This is a genomic window from Novosphingobium sp. (assembly GCF_965214355.1).
Classification (GTDB): Bacteria; Pseudomonadota; Alphaproteobacteria; order Sphingomonadales; family Sphingomonadaceae; genus Novosphingobium.
Map to the genome: position 1 here is coordinate 58,739 of NZ_CBDCBI010000001.1, position 22,594 is coordinate 81,332.

General features: G+C 61.8%; 17 protein-coding genes. 7 read left to right on the forward strand and 10 right to left on the reverse strand.

All coding sequences use genetic code 11. The features are described 5' to 3' along the window. Positions 1–17: 17 nt before the first annotated feature. Positions 18–1,916, reverse strand: a complete 1,899-nt coding sequence (locus tag ACOOE2_RS00245) for an NPCBM/NEW2 domain-containing protein (RefSeq protein ID WP_420381017.1) — start codon at positions 1,914–1,916, stop codon at positions 18–20. Between the two features lie 268 nt (positions 1,917–2,184). Here ACOOE2_RS00245 and ACOOE2_RS00250 point away from each other — a divergent pair, with 268 nt between their 5' ends. Further along, positions 2,185–4,854, forward strand: coding sequence for a glycoside hydrolase family 3 C-terminal domain-containing protein (locus ACOOE2_RS00250; protein ID WP_420381018.1), 2,670 nt, complete (start codon positions 2,185–2,187; stop codon positions 4,852–4,854). A gap of 63 nt (positions 4,855–4,917) precedes the next feature. Here ACOOE2_RS00250 and ACOOE2_RS00255 read toward each other — a convergent pair whose 3' ends face one another. Next, a complete protein-coding gene (locus ACOOE2_RS00255; protein ID WP_420381019.1) occupies positions 4,918–6,048 on the reverse strand; it encodes a glycoside hydrolase family 43 protein in 1,131 nt (376 codons plus the stop codon). Positions 6,049–6,345: 297 nt separating this feature from the next. Between ACOOE2_RS00255 and ACOOE2_RS00260 the strand changes: the two genes are divergently transcribed. Then, a complete protein-coding gene (locus ACOOE2_RS00260; protein ID WP_420381020.1) occupies positions 6,346–7,539 on the forward strand; it encodes a cation:proton antiporter in 1,194 nt (397 codons plus the stop codon). 705 nt (positions 7,540–8,244) lie between these two features. On the opposite strand, the gene ACOOE2_RS00265 is transcribed toward ACOOE2_RS00260, so the two are convergent. After that, the gene (locus tag ACOOE2_RS00265; RefSeq protein WP_420381021.1) at positions 8,245–9,618 is read right to left on the reverse strand and encodes an ISNCY family transposase; all 1,374 of its coding nucleotides are present in this window, start codon (positions 9,616–9,618) and stop codon (positions 8,245–8,247) included. A gap of 175 nt (positions 9,619–9,793) precedes the next feature. Between ACOOE2_RS00265 and ACOOE2_RS00270 the strand changes: the two genes are divergently transcribed. Genes ACOOE2_RS00270 through ACOOE2_RS00280 form a run of 3 tightly spaced genes read left to right on the forward strand, consistent with a single transcriptional unit; the run spans position 9,794 to position 13,667 of the window. After that, positions 9,794–11,068: a tyrosine-type recombinase/integrase gene (locus ACOOE2_RS00270; RefSeq protein ID WP_420381022.1), complete on the forward strand. Its 1,275-nt coding sequence runs from the start codon at positions 9,794–9,796 to the stop codon at positions 11,066–11,068. Beyond that, positions 11,059–13,191: a tyrosine-type recombinase/integrase gene (locus tag ACOOE2_RS00275; protein ID WP_420381023.1), complete on the forward strand. Its 2,133-nt coding sequence runs from the start codon at positions 11,059–11,061 to the stop codon at positions 13,189–13,191. The genes ACOOE2_RS00270 and ACOOE2_RS00275 overlap by 10 nt, the downstream gene beginning before the upstream one ends. Continuing rightward, complete coding sequence (locus ACOOE2_RS00280) at positions 13,188–13,667, forward strand: hypothetical protein (protein WP_420381024.1); 480 nt, start codon at positions 13,188–13,190, stop codon at positions 13,665–13,667. Before ACOOE2_RS00275 ends, ACOOE2_RS00280 begins: the two co-directional genes overlap by 4 nt. Positions 13,668–13,809: 142 nt before the next feature. On the opposite strand, the gene ACOOE2_RS00285 is transcribed toward ACOOE2_RS00280, so the two are convergent. Next, positions 13,810–14,220 (reverse strand): nucleotidyltransferase family protein, encoded by a 411-nt coding sequence (locus ACOOE2_RS00285; protein ID WP_420381025.1) that lies wholly within the window; start codon positions 14,218–14,220, stop codon positions 13,810–13,812. Then, complete coding sequence (locus ACOOE2_RS00290; protein WP_420381026.1) at positions 14,217–14,627, reverse strand: nucleotidyltransferase substrate binding protein; 411 nt, start codon at positions 14,625–14,627, stop codon at positions 14,217–14,219. Before ACOOE2_RS00290 ends, ACOOE2_RS00285 begins: the two co-directional genes overlap by 4 nt. A gap of 524 nt (positions 14,628–15,151) precedes the next feature. On the opposite strand from ACOOE2_RS00290, the gene ACOOE2_RS00295 reads away from it, so the two are divergent. Beyond that, on the forward strand, positions 15,152–15,403 hold the full coding sequence (locus ACOOE2_RS00295; RefSeq protein WP_420381027.1) for a hypothetical protein: 252 nt from the start codon (positions 15,152–15,154) through the stop codon (positions 15,401–15,403). Between the two features lie 492 nt (positions 15,404–15,895). Beyond that, on the forward strand, positions 15,896–16,636 hold the full coding sequence (locus tag ACOOE2_RS00300) for a CBS domain-containing protein (RefSeq protein ID WP_420381028.1): 741 nt from the start codon (positions 15,896–15,898) through the stop codon (positions 16,634–16,636). Here ACOOE2_RS00300 and cobA read toward each other — a convergent pair. The 5 genes from cobA to ACOOE2_RS00325 all read right to left on the reverse strand — a co-directional run bounded on the left by cobA (position 16,608) and on the right by ACOOE2_RS00325 (position 22,293). After that, entirely contained in the window at positions 16,608–17,396 is a 789-nt protein-coding gene (cobA, locus tag ACOOE2_RS00305; protein ID WP_420381029.1) for a uroporphyrinogen-III C-methyltransferase, read from the reverse strand. The two genes, ACOOE2_RS00300 and cobA, sit on opposite strands and share 29 nt — an antisense overlap. A gap of 18 nt (positions 17,397–17,414) precedes the next feature. Next, complete coding sequence (gene nirD, locus ACOOE2_RS00310) at positions 17,415–17,768, reverse strand: nitrite reductase small subunit NirD (RefSeq protein ID WP_420381030.1); 354 nt, start codon at positions 17,766–17,768, stop codon at positions 17,415–17,417. After that, positions 17,768–20,266 carry a nitrite reductase large subunit NirB gene (nirB, locus tag ACOOE2_RS00315; protein WP_420381031.1) on the reverse strand — a complete coding sequence of 833 codons (2,499 nt, stop codon included), beginning with the start codon at positions 20,264–20,266 and terminating at the stop codon, positions 17,768–17,770. The genes nirD and nirB overlap by 1 nt, the downstream gene beginning before the upstream one ends. Before the next feature lie 227 nt (positions 20,267–20,493). Then, positions 20,494–21,714 (reverse strand): ABC transporter substrate-binding protein, encoded by a 1,221-nt coding sequence (locus ACOOE2_RS00320; RefSeq protein WP_420381032.1) that lies wholly within the window; start codon positions 21,712–21,714, stop codon positions 20,494–20,496. Next, complete coding sequence (locus ACOOE2_RS00325) at positions 21,715–22,293, reverse strand: ANTAR domain-containing response regulator (RefSeq protein WP_420381033.1); 579 nt, start codon at positions 22,291–22,293, stop codon at positions 21,715–21,717. Positions 22,294–22,594 lie beyond the last annotated feature (301 nt).

Below are 22,594 nucleotides of genomic sequence, written 5' to 3' on the forward strand. Positions count from 1 at the left end.
GGGTCGCGGTGGTGCGCTTATCTGTCCAGCGCCGCCTCGCCCCAGGCGACAGGATCGGGATAGCGCGGATCGGCCGCGCCGCGTGCAACCAGTTCGATGATCGCCACGCCGGTCACGTCGGCATCGATGGCCACCGGCACCGCGCCATAGGGCACAGGCTCGGTCTGCGTTAGCAGACGCCCGTCGCCATAGACCGCAAAGCGCACCGGCATGCGGCGATCGCGGGCGGAATCGTCGATCCCGACCTGGGCCGAAAACCGGCGATACCCAGCGTTTTTGACCTCGATCCGCGAATTGGCGAGAACACCGATGCCGTTGGCCAACGATACGCCGTGCAGTTTCAGAGCCTGGCCATAGGGCGTTGCATCCGCTCTTGCGCCACCCCAGCCGCCATAGGCGGGATGTTCGCCATCGCCGCGCGTACTGCGCCAGGGCAGAACTCCGCGATGGACCAGGGGATCCGCTTCGGGTTCGACAATGCCGTCGACCGCGGGGTTGACCCGCCCGGTCTGTTCGGAAAGATACAGGCCCTGCGCCCGCGCGGCCACGCCCCGCACCCGGAACACGCGCGTTTCGTGCCCGGCCAGATGCAGCGGCTGCTCTTCGCGAAAACGACTGATCGTCCCGCTCCACAAATCGGTCAGCGCGATGTCGGTATCCGGGCGCAATTTCATGTGCCGCGCGGTCAGCACCGCATCGGCCGGCGCGGCGGTGCGATTGACAATCGCGACGGCCTTGTCGCCATCGGCCAGGGTCTTGACCAGGATCTGCACGGTATCGCTGTCAAAGGCCAGCACCGCCTGGTTCCCCGCCGGATCCTGATCGAGCGCGATGATCGCGCGATTGCCGAGAATGTCGAGCAGGGCCGGGGTCAGCTTGCGCAGATCATACCCGATCATCAGCGGCGCGCTCAGCATCGCCCACAAGGTCAGGTGCGTGCGAGCCTCCACCGGGTGATCGGCAGCGAAGGCGCCGGTGCCGATATACAGCATGTCCGGATCATTCCACGACCCGGGGTGCGCATACAGTTCGCGGCGCACCGCGGAATCGAAATTGTGCAGCATCCGCTCCCAGTCGGGCGAGATATCCTGGCTGGTGCGCGACATCTGGCCCACGAACCGCGCCCAGCTGCGCACATCTGCGCCGCCCCACAGGCATAGCGAAAACACGTAGTCGTGTGCCGGGCGCGTCCGTGCCATCGCCACCGCCACCGCTTCGTACAGCTTGCGGACGCCGGCAATATCGGTGTCGGGCAGGGTGTCGTAATCGATCAGCGGCCCCAGCGCGCGATAGTCGCCCGATGCCACGTGGGGATTGGCCGGCGTCATGGCGCGGATGCCGCAACCATCCACTTTCAGCAGATCAAATCCCCACGCGCCCATGAACAAAGCGATATCCTGGTCGACATGGCCGTACAGTCCCACTTCGCGCTCGTCGATGCGCCCTTGCGGCTGGTTGGCAAAGTTCGACGTGTACGCCTGGCCGCAGGTGTTGCGGCCGATGTCGGAATAAATGCCGGCCTTCAGCCCCATGGCATGCAACCGGTCGGTCAGCGGCCGAAAGCTGGTCGCGCCATCGGGCGTTGCTGCCGACGGAAAATTGGCGGCGCGGATGATCAGGCGGCCATCGGGCATGCGCCGTTTCAGCCACCAGCCATCGTCGATATCGACATAGCGATAGCCTTTGGCAGCCAGGCCGGTCGTGACCAGCGCCGTCGCCGATGCCAGCAATTTGGTCTCGTCGATATCGCTGTTGAACGCGTTCCAGCTGTTCCAGCCCATCGGGGGCACCGGGGCGCTGCCGCGCGCATCGATGCTCCATTGCCCGGTTGGCGCCAGCGGATCGGTCTGGCCGATCGCGGCGCCGGCGGTCGTGGCCAGCATCGCGGCACCCATCAAAGTTCCGAGGCGGTTCATCCCTGTGCTCCCAGCCGGCGCGCCATGTGACAAGATGCTGCGCGCGATCACGCCCGGCATATTGCCCGGCGGTGCGCGGACAATTCGTTTGATAGCGCTACCTATTTGAATTAGCTATGCACCAAGTTGGTCGAAACCAGCGTCGCCCGGACACCACGGGCCGGGAAGAGTGAGGGGCATCGCGATGCCGGCACACCGCACGGTCGGGATATGTCCTGTGAGATGGCAAGCAGCGCGCCTGACGCTGATCGTTGAAGGAAGATTTCGGATGCGTCCTGCGTTTTTCGCCCTGCCGCCACGCGCTCTGGCCTGGTCGCTGGTTCTGGCGCTGGCATGGCCGGGCACGGTCGCGTCCGTGCAGGCCAAGCCCGTCCTCAACCCGCGCGAACAGGCCGATCAACTGGCCACGGCGGTTGTTGCGCGCATGACGACGGATGAAAAGATTGCGCAACTGGTCAATGTTGCGCCGGCAATCCCGCGTCTGGGCATTCCGGCCTACAACTGGTGGACAGAATCGCTGCATGGCGCGATCGGCGCGATCGCCACGACCAATTTTCCGGAACCCATCGGGCTGGCCGCAACGTTCGATGCGCCGCTGGTGCACGATGTCGCCGGGACGATCAGCATCGAAAACCGCGCCCTGCATACCCTGGGCCGGCAGACCGGGCATCTTGGCGTGATCGGCACCGGGCTCGACACGTGGTCGCCGAATATCAATATCTTTCGCGATCCCCGCTGGGGCCGCGGGCAGGAGACCTATGGCGAGGATCCGTTCCTGACGGCGCATCTGGGCGTTGCCTTTGTGACCGGGATGCAGGGGCCCGATCCCGATCTGCCGCTGGTCATTGCCACGCCCAAGCATTTTGCGGTGCACTCGGGACCCGAATCGACGCGCCACGGGGCCAATGTGTTCGTCACGCCTCACGATCTTGAGGACACATACCTGCCTGCGTTTCGTGCGGCCATTGTCGAGGGCAGGGCCGGCTCGATCATGTGCGCGTACAATCGCATCGATGGCCAACCCGCGTGCGGCAGCGAGCCCTTGCTGACCGACCATTTGCGCAACGCCTGGGGATTTACCGGCTATGTCGTATCCGATTGCGATGCGGTCGTCGATATTGCCGACCATCACAAATATGCCCCGGACCCGGCAGCGGCCGTCGCGGTCGCGTTGAAAGCCGGGGTGGACAATGAATGCAACACCCAGACGATGTCGGCGGCGACCGGCCTTGGCGCGCGGTATGCCGAAGCGCTGCAGCGCGGATTGATCACGACCAACGACCTCGATCGGGCGCTGGCCCGGCTGTTCTCGGCACGGTTTCGCACAGGCGATCTGCCCGGCCTTGCCGAGCGGCGCGATCCTCCGGTACCGGTCAGCGCGATCGGCACGCCGGAGCATCAGGCGCTGGCCCTGCGCGCGGCGATCGAAAGCGTTGTCATGCTGAAAAACGATGGCACGCTGCCGCTTCGTCCCGGGGCCAAAGTCGTCGTGATCGGTCCGCTGGGCGATGCCACGCGTGTGTTGCGCGGCAATTATTCGTCGGCGCAATCGGGCAAGCCGGTTTCCGTCATCGATGGCCTGCGCCAGGTGATGCCCGCCGCGCAGATCAGCCTGGTGCCATTCGGCGCATCGATCACCGATGGCGACCTGGTTCCCGACGGGCTGTTTCAGACACCTGATGGCAAGCCGGGGCTGCAGGCGGCGTATTTCAACGCCGTGGGCACGACCGCGGCATTCGGCCAGCGGACATTTGCGGCAACCCCGGTTGCGCGGCGGATCGAGCCCAATCTGATTGCGCACACCGAAGGGCTGCCCCAGATCGGCGACATCTACAAAGTGCAATGGTCAGGATATTTCGTCGCACCGGAATCCGGGACCTATCGCTTGGGCGTGACCGGAGTCAAAGGCACGCTTGACCACGATGGCACGCCGATCCTGGTCGCCAAACAGTATTCGCAATGGTCAGAGCCGGTGAAGCTGAGCCAGGTCACATTGCGCAAGGGCGAACGCTATGCCCTGCATTTCGAATCCGAAAGCAAGCTTGCAGCCGCACCCGGCCTGATCTGGAAACGCATCGCGCCCGATGCCGATGCCGCGCTGGCGGCAGGTATTGCCGATGCCGATGTGATCGTGGCGGCAGTCGGGCTGACCTCCGATCTCGAAGGCGAAGAAATGCCGGTAAAGATCGACGGGTTTACAGGCGGCGACAAAACCTCGCTGGACCTGCCGGCGGACCAGCGCGCGATGCTGGAAAGAGCGCGCGCATCGGGCAAACCGGTCGTGGTCGTGGCGCTCAACGGCAGCGCGATCGACCTGACCTGGGCACGCGACCACGCCGCCGCCATTGTCGAGGCCTGGTATCCGGGGCAGGCGGGCGGCCTTGCGCTCGCCAAGGTCCTGACAGGCCAGGAAAATCCTGCCGGACGCCTGCCTTTGACGTTTTATCGCGACATTGCCGATCTGCCCGCGTTCGACGATTACCGGATGCAGGGGCGCACGTATCGCTATTTCACCGGAAAGCCGGTGTACGGATTTGGCTATGGGCTAAGCTATACGCACTTTGCCTATGGCAACCCGGTGGTGTCACCGGTTGACGGCGATGCGGCCAAAGGCATCCGGGTCAGTGCCGAAGTGCGCAACACCGGGCCGCGCGACGGCAACGAAGTGGTGCAGCTGTATTTGCGCGTGCCCCAGAAACCGGGGGCGCCCCGCCTAGCCCTGCGCGGGTTTCAACGCATTGCGCTCAAGGCCGGCGAAGCGCGTACGGTCACGCTCAGGCTTGACCCACGCGACCTGTCGGCGGTCACGCCGGGCGGGGCGCGGCAGGTATGGCCGGGGCACTATGTCCTCAGCCTGGGCGGGGGCCAGCCCGACAGCGGATTACCGACCGTATCGGCGCAATTCGACATCGATCACACGGTTGATCTACCGCGCTGAGCTAGAGCTGCTGCGTTAAATCCGGTGCGGATTTAACGCAGCGCACGCGCTCAGGTGTATCTGTCAGCGCGCGACCATCGGATCGATGGTCTGGATCGTGCCGTCCGGATTGAAGGTCAGCTGCGTGACTTTGACATTGCGCAGGTGGTTCTTGTTCGACAGTTGCGTGTCGGCATAAAACAGCCACCATTGATGATCCGCCTGGATGATCGAGTGATGCGTTGTCCAGCCTTGCACAGGCTTCAGGATATGCCCCGCATACGTGAACGGGCCATAGGGGCTCGTTCCGGTCGCATAATTGATGAAATGCGTGTCCCCGGTTGAATACGTGTAATAATATGTGCCGTTGCGCTTGAACATCCACGAGGCTTCAAAAAACCGCCGTTCGTGATCACCGCCCAGGATTGGCTTGTGATTCTGGTCCAGGATGACCGCATCGCGCGGCTTTTCGGCAAAACTTTTCAGATCCGCGCCCATCTGCACGACTTTCCCGGTCAGCGCGGGCGCGCTGTCGTCATGCAAGTCGGTGTCGGAGCCGGCGGGATCGAAATGGCCTTTGGCCCAGCGCTGCAATTGCCCGCCCCAGATGCCGCCGAAATACATGTAAGTCTTGCCATCGGTGTCGGTGAACACGGCCGGGTCCATCGAAAAGCTGCCCGGGATCGGTTTGGGCTCGGCAGTGAACGGCCCCATCGGATTTCTGGACGTGGCAACGCCGATGCGAAACGTGCCGAGGCCGTTCTTGTCGAGCGACCGGTCGCGCGCCGGAAAATAAAGATAATAGATGCCGTTGCGATAGGCCGCATCCGGTGCCCACATCTGTTTGGAGGCCCATGGCACATTCCTGACATCGAGCGCCACGCCGCCGACAGTAACCGGGGCGCCGACATGGTCGAGACGCAGAACGCGATAATCGCGCATCGCGTATTCGTTGCCCAGATCGTCATCGGGTGCGGCCGTCGGGACGTCGTGCGATGGATAGACATAAATCTTGCCGCCGAAAACATGCGCGGATGGATCGGCTGTGTACAAGCTGCGGACCAAAGGTTGATCCCGAAACGCGCTGTCCGGCGCGCCACCGCTTTTGCTTGTTTCTACCGCCGGAATCCGGGCCGGCTCCTGCGCCGACGCATGGACCGATCCGAGCGCCCCAAACACGCCGACCATGCGAATTGCAAACAACGCTGCTTTCATATCTGACATCCTGTGAATGACCCAAGCGCGCTTTTTTTAGCGCTGCCTGCGCCCTTGATTGCCACCAATTGTCCCCACTTGGTAGCGCTATCTACAAGGCGACACTGCACGTTGGCTTGATGGATTTACGACACGCCAATGACTGGCGGTCAGCATGACTGTGTCCGTTAACTCTGGACCCACGATGGCGATTCGGACAAGACTGCAAATCGATGGGAAAACGGACAGATCGGGACCGGCCGTGGCGCTGATCGGCTATGCGCGGTTCGAGCGCGACCTGATCGTAAAGGAAAACTCGTGCACCACGTCGATGTCGTTACGCTCGGGCTATTGCTATTTGTGGCCTGTCTCGTTGCTATCGTCACACGGCGGGTGGGATTGCCTTATGCAATAGGGCTCGTGGTTGCCGGCATAGCCCTTAGCCTGTTCGGCTACGAGAGCCGGCTCGTTCTGACCCCGGAAATCATCTTCACGTTCCTGCTGCCGCCTCTGATCTTCGAGGCTGCGTTGCATCTCGGCTGGGGCCAATTCAAACGCGAGACACCGTTGGTCCTGAGTATGGCGTTCGTCGGCACGCTGTTGTCGGCGGTTGTCGTCGCGGGAGGTATGCATTGGCTGATCGGCTGGGGCTGGCAGGCTTCGCTGCTGTTCGGATCGTTGATCGCCGCGACCGATCCAGTGTCGGTCATCGCCATGATGAAGGAGCAGAATGCGGAGAAACGGCTCCGTTTCCTGATGGAAGCGGAAAGCATCGTTAACGACGGTGCGGCTGCAGTCCTGTTCACACTCGTCGTGGCCTGGATCGCAGGAGGAGACATGAGTGCGGGCGGCGTTACCCTCTCGCTCGTGGTGACGGCGGGCGGCGGCGTCCTGTGCGGTCTACTCGTCGCAGGACTGGTTCTGATCATTGCCGGCGGATCGGACGATCATCTTGTCGAGATCACGCTGACGATGCTCGCGGCCTACGGATCCTTTCTGATCGCAGAGAAGCTGCACGTGTCGGGCGTGTTGGCAACGCTTGCCGCCGGCATGCTGGTCGGCAACTGGGGGCGCGGACGCAGGCTTAGCGATGCCGGCGGAGAAGCCATGATCCGCTTTTGGGCTTTCGCCGCTTTCCTCGCCAACTCGGTTGTATTCCTGCTGATCGGGAGCCGGGAGGCGACCCAACCGCTCGTCGGCTATCTGCTACCGGCCGCAGTTGGAACTGCCCTTGTGCTGGCTGGACGTGCAATTGCCGTCTATCCGATAACCTGGCTTTTTCGTCGTTCGGCGCTCGCGACGGATCGCCTTACCCAGCACATCTTGTTCTGGGGTGGGTTGCGAGGCGCTCTTGCCCTGGCACTCGCGCTCGCTGCTCCAACAGCGTTGCCGGAGCATGATGCGCTGATCGGCGTCGCCTTCGCTGTGGTCGCCTTTTCCATCTTCGTTCAAGGCTTGACCGTGCCAGCACTGCTTAGGCGATCCCGCGCGTCCCAGGACGATGTTGCATGACGGGCAAGCCTGTCGCCACCCGTAATTCGACAAGGACAAAATCACCGGTCGCAGCCGTTCGTGATCCGTTTACGCTTAGCGTCCACAAAACTCACTTTCGTGTAGTGAACCTTCGAATCCTCAAAGTGTGCACTTCCTGTTAGCGTCCGCCCGGGAACATCATTGTTCCTGCCATTTAGAAAAGACACAAATTCCGCCAGATAGAAATGTCACACGCCGGGGTCAGCAGGGGCTGCGCGGAACCCTCCAAATTGTGCAGCGTAGCCCCTGCTGATGCACTGGGCTGGCATGGATGCGCCTCGGACCCGCTGCTCTGCAGTGGGCCCGCTTAATCTGCGGAACCGTTTAGTTGGCGGACAGTCTCCTCGTGCTCTGCTAACGGAGGTGTTTGACTGGACCAAAGCGCGAGGGGTAAAATGGATCGCCAGGAACTTCACGATCGCTTGATTGCCGCAAACGTCGATCCGAGAGTATTCGACGTTCTCGGATCTGATCCGGATCCTTTCCCCGGAGACATCTTTGTTCTCCGCCATGTTCAAATACGTGACGCCGGCACACCGAATTATTGGACCACTTATTATTGTGAAAGAGGTGGGCGCTACTTTGCCAGCCGATTTGCGTCGGAAGATGAGGCGTGCAGGCATTTGTTTCTGCAGATTACCAAATCTCCCATAATCACGCCGTAATCATTGCCTGAAGTCGGCGTTACTCCTTTTCCGCGAGCGTGAGTTGGCGCAGGGGAGGGCGTCCACGCTTGCGTTTAGCCGGCGCTAATGCGTCAGGCTCCGGCACCGCAAACATATGTGCCCCCTGCGATCGGCGCTTGGGTTCGTTGTTGTTGCGCTTCCGCACCGGCAGTTGCTCCTGCATCAGCTTGGCCATCATCAGCGCGGCATCGAGATGCTTGTTTTCGACAATCGCTGCCTGGTTCACTTTCCAGATCTTGTCGAACACGCGATAGGGCAGCACATGATCGCCGTGCCTGATTTCCAGGCTGCCATCAGGATATTCGCACACATCCACACGCTTGCCCGCCAACGGCCGGGTGATCTCTGTCGGTTCGAGGATGAACAGCACCTTGTTGTAATGCAACGCCAAGGCCCGGGTTACCGCGCGCTCTTCGCGCCAGACCATCACGACGCGCATATCATCATCCGAGGCGAGGGGGCGGTGAAGGTCGCGCGCATCGAACGCGGGCTTGGCAAACCGCGCATTATGCTGCGCCATGTAGGCCGGCAGAAACGCGTTAGCCTCAGCGATCGTTGCAATACCTTCGAGCCGCATCGCCTTGACCAACCGGTCCTGCAAAGTCGCATTCGCGCGCTCGACCCGACCCTTGGCTTGCGGAGAATTGGCGCAGATAATCTCGATGTTCAGTGTTTCCATCGCACGACCAAAATGCGTCATGCCGTCACCTTTGGCAGACGCTGTGTTGTTGCGGAAAACCGAGTGTTTGTCTGAATATAGCGCCACAGGCTTGCCGTGACGTTCGATATATTCGCGCGTCGCATCCATGTAGGAAAACGTGCTCTCGCTCTCGACCATCTTCAGCTGCATCAGTTCGCTGGTTGCGTCGTCGATATAGACCAGCAAGGTGCATTGCGGCCCGCGATCCTCGAACCACCAGTGCTTCGAGCCATCGACCTGGATCAGTTCACCACGGCAATCACGCCGGTAGCGCGGTTGGTAAGGGCGAGGGCGCCGCGCCGCACGGTCTTGCCACAATCCGGCCCCCATCATCAACTGCCGCAAAGTCTCGCGCGCTATCGTGATCTTGTGCCGTTCGGCCAAATACTCGGTCGCCAAAGTCGGCCCGAAATCAGCATAATGCTCACGAACCAGCGTCATGATCCGCTCGCAAAAAGTATCGCTATGCCGCCTGTTGCTGGGCTTGCCGCGTTTGCGGGAAACAAGGCCTTCGGCACCATCCGCGCGCAAACGGATCAGCAATCGACCGACCTGACGACGCGACAACCCCAAAAGTGTCGCAGCGTCCTCAACTCGCAGTTCGCGCCGCGTAACCCGAAGCAGTGTGTCGTATCGCGAGAGCTCGCTCTGGCTCATTGCCACCACCGTCATAGACACATCCTTCAGACACTGAAGGATGACTATGCCACCACAGACCCGCGAGCGCCCATCAGCATGGGACATTTCTAAAATAGCGGGATGGGACATTTCTATCTGGCGCTTACAATTATCTGGTTCGATAATATTAATTATGTTAATAGCGACACCACGAGTGTCCATGTAATCTGTGTCCAGTGTGATGGGAATCGCTTGCGGTATCCGGTTTCCTTCAACAGTATCTGCGACCGTGTCCACTTCGTTCGCCACAACGCCTTGGCAGGCTGCACGCATCGAAATGCCCGGCGGTCGCAGGGCGTGGACGGTTGTGAATGACGATGGCGATGTCGTCGAAAGCCTTCGTAACTGGATCGTGCATCTCGAACAAACCAGCACTTCGCCGAACACGATCCGTGCGTATGTTCGCCACGTTGTCGACTTCGCGAACTTCATCGTCGCCAATGGCGCCGGCATCGGTGAAGCCACGGTAGCGTTGTATGACAGTTTCCTGGCCTGGCGGCTTGCGCGGCGAAAAGATGCATTGCCGAGCCCGCGGCTGATCCTGCTGAACAAGCAGAAAACGCGAATTCTGGCGCCATCGACGCGCAATCAGATCCAGCTCGCGGTCAAATCGTTTTATCGCTTCTACAATGGCACCGACGACTTCGCGGTCGACACCCGTGATGTTGCCAGGGCTTATGACGGGCACCGACTTTACAAGCCGTTCCTGGAACATATCAGCCAGCGCCGCACGACGCGGCGCAAGGACCGCTATCTGTCAGGCGATCCCGGCAAGGTTCAGCAGCAGGTGCTCAAGAAGCGATTGACGCCAGGCGAGGTGTTGCGGCTAATCGAGGCTTGCGGGCTCGCGCGCGACGCGTTCCTGATTGTGCTGCTCTACAACACCGGCCTCAGGATCGGTGAAGCGCTGGGCTTGCGCCACGTTGACATCGATCTTGCCGAAAGGGTCATCTGGGTCGTTCCGCGCGAAGACAATGCCAATGAGGCCCGCGCGAAATCCGGGCGCACGCGCGGTGTGCCGGTGCACGAATACGTGCTGAACATGTACGTCGATTACCTCACCAGCAACGAATATCTGCCGGCGTTCGAGGCCGGCGCGGAATATGTCTTTGCCAATGTCAAAGCCGGCGCCATCGGCCATGCCATGGGCCTGTCTTACGCGCAGAAGCTCGCGGGTATGCTGAGGCAGCGCACCCATATCGCCTTCAGCTGGCACATGTTCCGCCACAGCCATGCATCCGAAGCGATCGCGGCGGGATACAGCCTGCTCGAAGTGGCTGATCGCCTTGGGCATGCCAGCCCGCAGACGACCGCAGCGTTCTACCAGCACCTGTTCGCCTCGGAAATCCGCAGACTTTATCTCACAGGTCCCAACGAGGTGCATGAAAGACTTGGGAAACTTCGTGAGGCGGAACTGCTCGGGAAGGATTTGCGATGGGCATGACGCCGCTGGCGGTAGTCGGCGGCACACCGCACGATACCGATCGCTACAGCAACTGGCTTGAAGGGCGTCTTGCTGAAATATCCCCCCTCCTCGTCACCAATACCATCTGGTCGGACGCCGTAATGCGAGAGGTGTTCGGCCATCCCTGGTTGAGCCAGACATATGCAAGCCTGCCGCTTGGCGCTGCGGTTCCGGTCCTGACCAACGAGATCAAGACGTACCTGGCGGCATCCGTGCTCGACGATCGCAAGGCGGACGCCCACTGGTTCCAGCGCCGCATCCCGGTGATCCGCTATCTCGTCGAGGAAGGTGCGGACCTGCTTCGCCACTTTGAGGCGACCTGCCTTGCCGACATCCCTCACCCGGGCTTCGCGCCATCCGATAACGCGGGAGCGCGCAAATCGAACCAGCACAGCGATGCAGTGCTGGCGCTTTACGCCGCCTGGTATGGCACGAACTATGGGCAGCGCAGGCAAAGCCAGACCCGCCAGTGGATCCGGGATGGCGAAATCGTCACCACCCAGTACCGCTCACCGGAAATACAGCTGTTCGGCGATATCCATCGCTTCGCGATCATCAACCGGGCGCAGATGGCGCCGATGCATGACCGTGACATCATCCTGCTCAACGATCTCTACAGCGAAGACGACACGCGCTTCCGTGATCGGCAGCGGTTGAACGACACCTATATCAGCTTGCTGAACTTCGAGCCGTGGCTTCGCCCGCTGATGCGCGGCTTCCTGCTCGACAAGGTCGCGCATGGCGAATTGGCGCCGGCCACCATGGTGACGTTGATCTCGCGCTTGCGTCTGTTCGCGCGGTTCCTGTGCGAACAGGAAATTGCCGCCGCCGGACAAATCAACGAGCCGCTGATGGAGCGCTACCTGGCCTGGGGGAACACGCGGCACACCGCCGGCAAAAACTGGTACACCGATATCGTCCAACTCCTGCGCGCGGCGCCGGTATTGCTGCCGGGGCAGTGGCCTCGGATTGCGCTCGACAAGCGCGCGGCACGGCGCATCCGCTACAAGCAGGCGCCAGATGACCCCCGCAACCGGCTCTACGCTTCGCGTGAAGGCGCCAACCGGGCGGCGCCTCCCGAGGCCCTGGCCGCCATGGTGGCCAGGCTCGATGAACTGCCCGCGCCCATCCCTGCGATCTTCATGATCGGGATCACAACCGGGGCACGAGCGGAAGACCTGCATGCCCTGCTCTTCGACTGCCTGCGGCCCGATCCGCACGACAAGCGATTCATGCTGTTCACGTTCTGGCAGAACAAGGTCAGTCGCTGGAACACCAAGCCTTTGCTGGCAACCGATCCAGCGCACCGGACCATGATCGAGCTGATCGAAGCCCAGCAACATCGTATCCGGGCGCGGTATGGTCACGCCACCAAGTACCTGTTCCCGGTCTTTTATGGGAAACGGGAATCGTTCCTCGGCAACAACTGGACTTTGCAGGAGCTCAGAATGCTGAGCCTCAGGCACGGGATCGTCGATGGCGAAGGCAATCCGTTCGACTTCTCGTGGCATCCGCTGCGCCACCATCGCGGGACACAGATGGCAGCCGAAGGGCACGACATCCTGAGCATCATGTTCGAGCTCGGCCATGCTTCGCCCGACATGGCCTCGATGTACGTCAACAAGCGCCTCGACCTCAAAAAGAACACCTTGCTGCGCAAAGGCGGCGGGCAGTTCTTCACGATTGCCGGCAAGGTCGACGAGGCCGTCGGCGATCTCCTGCTGCGCAAGGAAACCATGCTGGCCACACGGGTTTGCGGCGGTGCCTGCACCCTGCCGGGCCAGCTTGGCGAATGGTGCGAGCATGCCCATGCCTGTCTGACCTGCCGGTTCTTCCGCGCCGATGGTGACGACCTCGAGCACTTCCGCGGCGAACGCGCCGGACTTTACGTCGCGATCGCAGGGCTCGAGCAGGAAGCCCAGAATTACGAGGAGGGCGGCCAAACCCGCTTGGCAGACATCGCTCGCAAGCGGTTGCAGCGGAACAAAGACGCTGTCCACAACACCGACACCATCGTCCGTTCCATCGAGGAGCACGGCCACTACAAGGGCGAAAAGCAGCGCTACAAGCCAGCCTCTGCTCGGGAAGACGCGAAATCATGACCATGGGACCCGATCTGCGGATCGCAACACTCAACGATGCCCGCAGCCGCCGCAGTGCAGAAAAGCGCGCCGCGGTCGAGGATGCCATCATGCGCCTGCGCGAAACGAAGCAGGTCGTGACGTTCGTGTCGGTGGCCCGCGAGGCCAAGGTCAGCCGCCAATACCTCTATAACAACTTCGTCGACGAGATCGGAGAGGAACGCGTCGAAACCCGTGCGGAAACCGAAGTAATTAACGGCAAGAAGGTCCCGCTGCGAACGCCCGAGGAATACCGGCACATCGAAGCCGCGCTTCGCAACAAGATCGATCGCCTTGAAACCGAGCTCCGCGACGCGCGCGCCGAAAAAGCCAAGGCGGACCGAACAGCCGAACGCGAGCGCGGCAAGGCTGAGCATTGGCACCAGCTCTACACAGTCGTCCTGACGCGCGTATCGGCGGGAAATGCGCCTGCTCCGCCGCCGCCGGCCGAAGATTAAACCGTCGCGCATCGATCGAGTTACGCTCAAGGGAGTTTGAAGTGAGCCGCCTGCGGCGTCTTGCACTTCCAACTCCCTTGGGCGTCCAAATTATGGGCGAAACACAGTTGACACACGTTCTGCTATCAACCGATTGAAATTACTATAAAAGACGCGACCTGGTGCTGATATATGTTAAATGACCGCGGGGTTTGGCGGCCCTGGAACTCGTTGTGCCGCCGGCAGCGTGCTGGCTCACAGGCGTCCCGTCGATCAGGATCACACGGTCCTCGTCAATAATCTTGCGAAAAGCTTCACTGGTGGTCGCCCAATCGAGCAGATCCACTTTCCACGGCAAGTCAGACTCGTCAAAGGCGTCTGCAAGGTCACTCAGCAGCGCCGCAGGCAACGGATGTTTACCGGCCAAGGCCAGATCGAGATCGGAATAGCGCTGCGCATTGCCCTTGGTTCGGCTACCGAACGCCCAGACAGCGATGCCCGTTGGCACATGCCTCGCGAGCGTCTCGAGCAGGATCGCCTCATGTTCCGGGCTCAGGTCCAGCAACCCCGTCATTCCGTGCCCGCGCGTTCGACAAGGCGGTCGCGCAAAAAACCGGCTTCGAAGATGAAATCAGGTATGCTTGCGACCACCTCCAAGGCTTTGGCCTCGTCATAGGTATGGGACGTGATGTTGCGCTTATCGCGATATAGCTTCCATTGCGCCCACTCGCCACGCAGCAGTCCCTGTTCAGAACCGGTACGGATCAGCGCAGGAAACGACATATGCTCGACAACCTCTGGGGTCGGGGCGGTTTGGGTCAGGTAGCGTTTCAACATTTTGTGGCTGAGATCATAGGTGAATTCAAAGCGCTGAACGAGGCCGTCGCGAATTTGCTGGTCCGACGTATCCTTCAGATAGCGGGCATAGCCCTCCTCCAATCGCGCGAGTGCAGATGCCAGCGGGGTTAGGTCAAGCGCCATAATGCCTCACGGTTTTGCCATCAAATTGCTTCAGAGAAGAACTCAGATACAGATATTTTGTGCGCCTGGCACCTCTCCTGTTCGCCGAGTTTTGCCTACGGGCCCGCGCCCTTGGCGCAGCTTACCGAGCTTGTAGTCTCGGCCTGACGGTTACGGTCAATAACGCGGCCTAGGGCCAGCCCTCAGCGATCTTCGAATTGGCTTTCGCCCAAGCTTCCTTCACGCTGACGCGCTCCGTAGAGCTCGGTTCCCCGCAAAGCGCCCCCTCCGTTTGTACACCCGGTCTCCCCCGACGGGCAGAGTTTTGGATCGCAACTGAAACCAACACCCAAAAAGGAGGCCATGGTTACACCCACATTCAAGATCACTTGTTAACGTTGCAAGCGTCGTGGCTTTGTATGATAGCGCCTTTTACAGGCAGCCTGACATGGCGGAGGCATTGGCAGTGCGTCGGCAGGCATCGCGGATAGTGGTTTGGGGTTGCAGATCGATGGGGCGAGCGGGTGGTGGCCTGATCCGCAATCTTGACCATCAGCGCAGTCATGGCGTTGGTTGATCAAACCAGTGACCGGCGCATCCGCGTGTTGGTATTCGGGATCATGGACGGGACCGATAAACGGCTCTTCATTGTCGGGGAGAGCGAGCCAATTTGGAAGCAGCTGATATGGACCCTGACCAACGTTTTGCCGGGCATGATGGCCATGGAAATTTGGAACGCGGAACTGGCAGCTTCGGGGAAAGCCTCGCTCTATGAGCGGATGGCCGGCATGCAATGATACAGGCGCTTGCCCAACTCTAGCAGTGTATATAATTGACCAAGAATAAGGTCAACATGCAGCGGCGTTGCCTCCGGCCCGCACCCCAGGCGTGACGCGCCCCTAGCCCAAAGTCGGCCACCGATAAGGGTCGCTAACGCGGCTTAAGGCCAGCCCTCAGCGATCTTCGAATTGGTTTTCGCCCAGCTTCCTTCGCGCATTGCGTTCGTGCAGCCGGTTCCCCGCGAAGCCCCCCTCCGTTTGCACACCCGGTCTCGCCGACGGGCAGAGTTTCAGATCGCGGCTGAACCCAACCCAAGGAGGTGTGGATAGGCGTCGAAGCGGGACCCAGCAGGAGTTCGCCTAAGCAATTGTTAATGCGAACGACCTGAGATTAGAAAGGGTCCCGACCGGCGCCGATCGGGACCCTGTCAAAAGTTATATTATTTAGGATTGTTAGGCGCTTGTACCGCGAATGGACGGGGTTCCGCTTCGACGCTTATCGACACCTTATTGATTCTGGGCGGCGCGCTAGGCGCATTGGCCGGGCTGATTCTGCCGGGCGGGTCCGGGTTCTGGGCGATGCTGGGCATGGCCGGAATCATGAGCGGTGCGATGCGCGCGCCTTTGACCGGGGCGCTGTTCGCAGCGGAACTTACCGGCCGGTTTGAAGCCCTGCCCCACACCCTGGCCGCCGCCGCCGGCGCCTATGCGATCAGCGTGCTGATCATGCGCCGGTCGATCCTCACCGAAAAAATCGCACGGCGCGGGCGCCATATCACGCAGGAATACAGCGTTGACCCGCTCGACCTGCATCAGGCGATGCAGATCATGACTGTCGATCCCGAAACCCTGCCCGGGAGCATGGCGGCCCGCGATGCGCTGGCGTTCATGGCCGGCCCGGCGCGTCATCGCAGTTATCCGGTGGTGGACGGCGATCAGCGGCTGATCGGGCTGTTTTCACGCGCCGATGCGCTGGGTCGAAGGTCCGATGATGTCGAACCCGATGCCACGCTGGCCGACATGGTGTCCGATGCATCGCAGCCGTGCGTCGCACCAGAAACTCTGGCCGGCGCAATTGCCGACATGATCCTCGCCACCGGCACGGGCCGTGTCCCGGTGATTGACCCGACGACGCGCAAAGTGGTTGGAATTGTCACCCGCCACGATCTGCTCAAGACACGCCAGGCCACCCGTGCAGATGAATCCCATCGGTCCGGGCGCTTTACTTTGGGGGGCGTGCCGCAACCATGACCTGGCACCGCGCACCGACTGCAGCGCCGCTGTCGGCCAAAGCCGATCCGATCAGCAGCAGCGCCGGGCCCGACCCCAGGGCGGCATCAGCCACGAGCCCGAGCAGGTCCAGCCGCGTGCGTACCACGCGTTCATCGGGCAGGCTGGCATTTTCGACCATGGCGACCGGCGTATCCGGGTTCAGGCCAGCCAGGATCAGGTTTTCGGCGACTTGCGCGGCAACGACCTTGCCCATGTAGATTGCCAGCGTCGCATCGGGGTCGGCCAGTTCCGACCAATTGAGCGTAAGCGCCTCGCCTGCCCGCGCATGTGCGGTCACCAATGTCAACCGCCGGGCCAGTCCGCGCAACGTCAGCGAGGTGCCAAGGCTTGCCGCGGCGGCGCTTGCCGCCGTGACCCCCGGACATATCCGCACAGCAATGCCCGCCGCGCGCGCGGCACCTAGTTCTTCACCGGCGCGCGCAAAAATCGCCGGATCGCCGCCTTTGAGCCGGACCACGCGCTCGCCTGCCAAGGCGGCCTCGACAATCATGCGGTCGATCGTGCGCTGATCGCGCGAGTGGCGCCCGGATCGCTTGCCCACGTGTTCAAGCCGCGCACCCGGGGCGGCGAAGTCGAGAATGCCCGGACCGACGAGGGCGTCGTAAAGGATGACGCTCGCCCGGCGGATCAGCCGTTCGGCCTTGCGCGTCAATAGCTCCGGGTCGCCCGGGCCGGCGCCGACCAGCCAGACCATACCTGCCGGAAAATCGTCGTCCATCACCGGGCGCTCCATCGCTCAGGCTGCGCGATCGGGCGCGCGCGCCGCGACCAAGGCATCGCGGCGCAAATACAGGCGACCGGCGTCGATCCGAATCGGGATTACTGGGACGCAACCTTGATCATCCCCCTGCGCCTCTCCGGTTTTCAGCGAGATATTCCACGAATGGAGCGGACAGGTGACCACCGAGCCATGGATGATCCCCTGGCTGAGCGGTCCGTGTTTGTGCGGGCACTTGTTGACCAGCGCGTGGAACTGGTTGTCGAGCGTATGGAAAATGGCGATTTCCTCGCCGCCTTGCACCGGCAGAGTGCGTGCGCTGCCCGGGCTGATCTGGGTAGTCGGGCCGATGTCGATCCAATCGCCGATCATCACACGGTCTCCATCAGTTTGAGCGTCGGGAAAGGGCGGAATTCTGCGATATGCTGGTGCAGATCGGCATCTTCGCCAGCGGCGCGGCGCGCCCAGGGATCGTCCTGCATGAACTCTTGCGAATAACGGAAACGCGCGGCCAGTTCGCCGATCGCCTTGGGATCGCCGAACAACCGCGTCTTGATCCGATCGAGCCCGATGCGTTCGAGCCACGGCGCGGTGCGTTCGAGATACCAGGCGTCTTCGCGGTAGAACTGGATGAACGCGGCACAGACATCGAGCACTTCGGCTTCGGTTGCGACTTTGCACAGGAAGTCGGTGGCGCGCACCTTGATCCCGCCATTGCCGCCGACCGACAATTCATACCCTGAATCGACACAAACCACGCCAAAGTCCTTGATCGTCGCCTCGGCACAATTGCGCGGGCAGCCCGAAACGGCGATCTTGAACTTGTGCGGCATCCAGCTTCCCCAGGTCAGCCGCTCCACCTGAATGCCCAGCCCGGTCGAATCCTGCGTGCCGAAGCGGCACCATTCGGACCCGACGCATGTCTTTACCGTGCGCAGCGACTTGCCATAGGCGTGGCCTGAAACCATTCCCGCAGCATTGAGATCGGACCATATCGCGGGCAGGTCTTCCTTTTTGACGCCGAAAATATCCAGCCGCTGGCCGCCGGTTACTTTGACCATCCTGCCATATTTTTCGGTGGCATCGGCAATCGCGCGCAGTTCGTCGGGATTGGTCATCCCGCCCCACATGCGCGGCACCACCGAATACGTGCCGTCCTTCTGGATATTGGCATGCAACCGCTCGTTGACGAAGCGACTGGCCTGATCGTCCTGGTATTCGCCCGGCCAGGTGCAGAGCAGGTAATAATTGATGGCCGGACGGCACGAGGCGCAGCCGTCGGGCGTTTTCCAGCCCAATTGCTGCATGACCGCAGGGATCGCGCGCAGTCCCTGGTCCACGATCTGTCGCCGCACGTCGCCATGGGTAAAACTGGTGCATTTGCACATCGTGCGCGGGCCCGCTTCTACGCTGTCGCCCAGCGACAGCCGCAACAGGCTTTCAACGAGGCCGGTGCACGATCCGCAACTGGCGCTGGCCTTGCACGTGCCACGCACGGCGTCTAGGCTGCACGCACCACCCGCGATCGCGGCCATGACGGTGCCTTTGGACACCCCGTTGCAGCCACAGATTTCCGACTGATCCGACAAGGCCGCCACTGCCGCGTCGGGATCGGCGAATGCATTGCCGCCCATCGCAAAGGCCTGACCGAAAATCAGCGCGTCGCGGATTTCGCGGACATCCTCGCCCCGTTTCAGCAGGTCGAAATACCAGTTGCCGTCACTGGTATCGCCATAGAGCACCGCGCCGACCAACCGGCCGTCCTGCACCACCACACGCTTGTAGAGGCCGCGCGCGGCATCGCGCATGACGATGTCTTCGCACCCGTCGCCGCCGGAAAAATCGCCCGCTGAAAACAGGTCGATGCCCGATACTTTCAGCCGGGTTGCAGTCGCCGCCCCGGCAAAACCGGATGGCGTGCCGGTGGCGGCATCGGCTAGGCTGCGGCACATGTCCCACAGCGGGGCGACCAGGCCATAACATGCGCCGCGATGCTGCACGCATTCGCCCACGGCCCAGATCGCCGGATCACTGGTGACCATATGGTCGTCCACGACGATGCCGCGCTCGGTTTCGATCCCCGCTGCGCGCGCCAGCGCGGTCGAGGGCCGGATGCCGACCGCCATGACTACGATCTCGGCGGGCAATTCGCGGCCGTCTTTCAGCCGGACCCCGGTAACCCTGCCGCCAGCGCCCAGGATTTCGGCGGTGTCAGCACCGGTCAAAATCGTCTGCCCGCGACGTTCGAGTTCGGTGCGAAGCAGATAACCGGCGGCTTCGTCCAACTGCCGTTCCATCAGCGTCGGCATCAGGTGGATCACGGTCACAGTCATGCCGCGCAAGCTCAACCCATGTGCCGCTTCGAGCCCGAGCAGTCCTCCGCCGATGACAACGGCGTGACCGCCGATATCTGCAGCAGCCAGCATCCGGTCGACATCATCGAGATCGCGAAACGTCACGACCCCTGACAGGTCCTTGCCCGGAACCGGAATGATGAATGGCTCGGACCCCGTCGCGATCAACAGGCGGTCATAAGGCTCGACCCGTCCCGAGGCGCTCGTGACGGTTCTGGCCGTCCGGTCGATGGCCGCAACAGGATCGCCCGACACCAGCGTAATGGCGTTGTCGGCATACCACGCGGCCGGATTGATCACGATCTCGTCAAAGCTCTTTTCGCCCGACAGCACCGGCGACAGCATGATCCGGTTGTAATTGACGCGCGGTTCGGCCCCGAAGATGGTTACCGTGAAAAGGCCGGGATCGCGGGCGAGTATGTCTTCAACCGCGCGGCACCCAGCCATGCCGTTGCCGATCACGACCAGCCGCCGGGCAGTGCCGCTCCGGATTGTCAGTTCGGACAATGCATTCACGTTTTCGCTCCTCGACCGGGCGCGCCAACGCGAAAATCCGCCACGAATCAGGCCCACCCGGGGCCCGGATCGAGGCGGCTTCGTTGCCACGCAATGTCAGATGGGTTTTTTCGGATCGCCCTAATGGTTTACCCGCCATTGGGTAAAAGGATCACCGATTTGTGATTTTGGTGTATACCCGGTTGGCAATTTCGCCAAGCGCTTTTGCACCTGCGAAGACAGTCCAATTATCGCCCGGGTCGGGACGAGCTTGCCGCATAAGCCTCGATTTCATAAGGATCGAAAACGCGGCCATCAAAAAAACGGTTGTCTGCCAGCACTATGGCCCCTTGTTGCGCACCGACTGCGGTCAGCCGGGCCAGGCTTCCCTCGACTTTGGAACTGGCTGCAGGCAGCGGCTCATCGGTGCCGAGCAGTGCCGAACGATAGACGTCGGGCCGAAATACCGCACCCGCACGCGCCACGTCGTCCATATCGATCGCGCCGCCGTCCCAGCGAATCATCTGGGTGTAAAGCCATTGCGCCTGGCTAACCCACGGGAAATTGGCCGCTTCGCGGTACTGGAACATGAAATCGGCGAAATGGAATGGCTGGCTGCCCCGGGTCAGGCACAAGCGATCGGTAATCGCGCGCAAGATCAGGCCGGCATGTCCGTCGAGATATTCGGGCCGGGCAAGGATCGCGGCGTTTTCGCGCGCCATGTCCTCGCCGACGAACTGCCGGGCGGCGCGGCGCATTGCGCGGATCAACGCCTCGACTTCGCTCCGGCGTTCGTCGAGCACGGGTTTGCGCATCGCCAGGACCTTTTCGACCCCGCGCCGCCAGATCTGCGCGGTGGCCAGCACGATCACCCCGGCGCCGCGTTCGACCGCCACGCTGTTCCACGGTTCGCCGACACAGATCGCGTCGACCTCTCCGGCCTCCAGCGCATCGGCGGCGAACGGCGGGGGCACGACCGTGATATCGACGTCGCGATCGGGTTCGATGCCGCAAGCCGCAAGCCAATAACGCAGCATGTAATTGTGGCTCGAATAGCGGTGAACCACCGCGAAGCGCAGCCGGTTTCCTTCGGCCAGGCGCGCGCCCGCCACCTTGCGCAGCGCATCGCCGACCTGTGCCGGATCGCCCAGTTGCCCCTGCGGCGCGACCAGCGCGGCGAGTTCAGGCCGCATGGTCAAGGCATTTCCGTTCAGCCCCAGAGCAAACGGCACAACCAGCGGCTGGGCCGGACGACCGCGTCCCAGCGTGGTGGCGATCGCCAGCGGCGCGATCATGTGCGCAGCGTGGGTATGCCCATAAAGCAACCGGTCGAGTACGGTGGCCCAACTGACATCGCGCACCAGCCGCAGCTTCAGCCCCTCTTCGGCGGCAAACCCGTGTTCGAACGCCAGAATCGGTAGCGCCGCATCGACCAGCGGCAGGAAACCGATAGAAAATTCCGAACTCATTCAATCGCCTCCGATCAATTTGTGCGCCGTAATCAAGGCGTCGGCGATATCGGCGATACGCTTGCCCTGATCCATCGCCGATTTGCGCATGGCTGCATAGGCGGCGGGTTCGGTCAGCCCGCGCGAACGCATGAGGATACGCTTTGCCGCATCGATCGAAGTGTGTTCGGCCAGCTTGCTGCGCGCGTCGGCCAGATCGTTTTGCAAACGTGAAAAAGCATGGAACCGGCGCACCGCCAGGTCGAGGATCGAGCGAATACGGTGCGGTGCAAAACCATCGACGACATAAGCCGAAACGCCGGCGTCGATGCTTGCCCCAATCGCTTCGTCGTCCGAATCATCGACGAACATCGCAATCGGGCGCGCCAGCGCCCGGCTGACCGCGAAATATTCCTCCAGGACGTCGCGGCTGGGATTTCCCAGGTCCATCAGCACGATATCGGGATTCAGCTCGGCAATCCGCGCGACCAGCCCGCGTCTTTCGGTGAAAACGAAGATCTCGCAATCGTCGAGCGCGGCCAGTCCTTCGTGGGTGACCGAGGCCCGCACCGCACTTTCATCGATGATCGCCACACGCATACGCGCGAGGGTGGCGGGTACGCAGATCCATGGCAATGCGCAATTTTGCGAATTATTTCGCACTTGCATCATTCGCGGGATCAGGGCAGTTTAATGGCTCGGAGCGAACGCAAAGGCGCGTCGCACCCGATCATCCCATCATCGACATCACGGCAACGGCGCCGCCCTTCTTTTCAAGGAGCAGGCCCTTTGCGCGTTTTATCCGAAGCCACAGCCGAACAGCACCAGGCAGTTCAAACTCTCATCCTTCCCCAAACTGCGGGCTCCGCGGGCGCGGTACCGGCAACGTCGGATGCGTCGT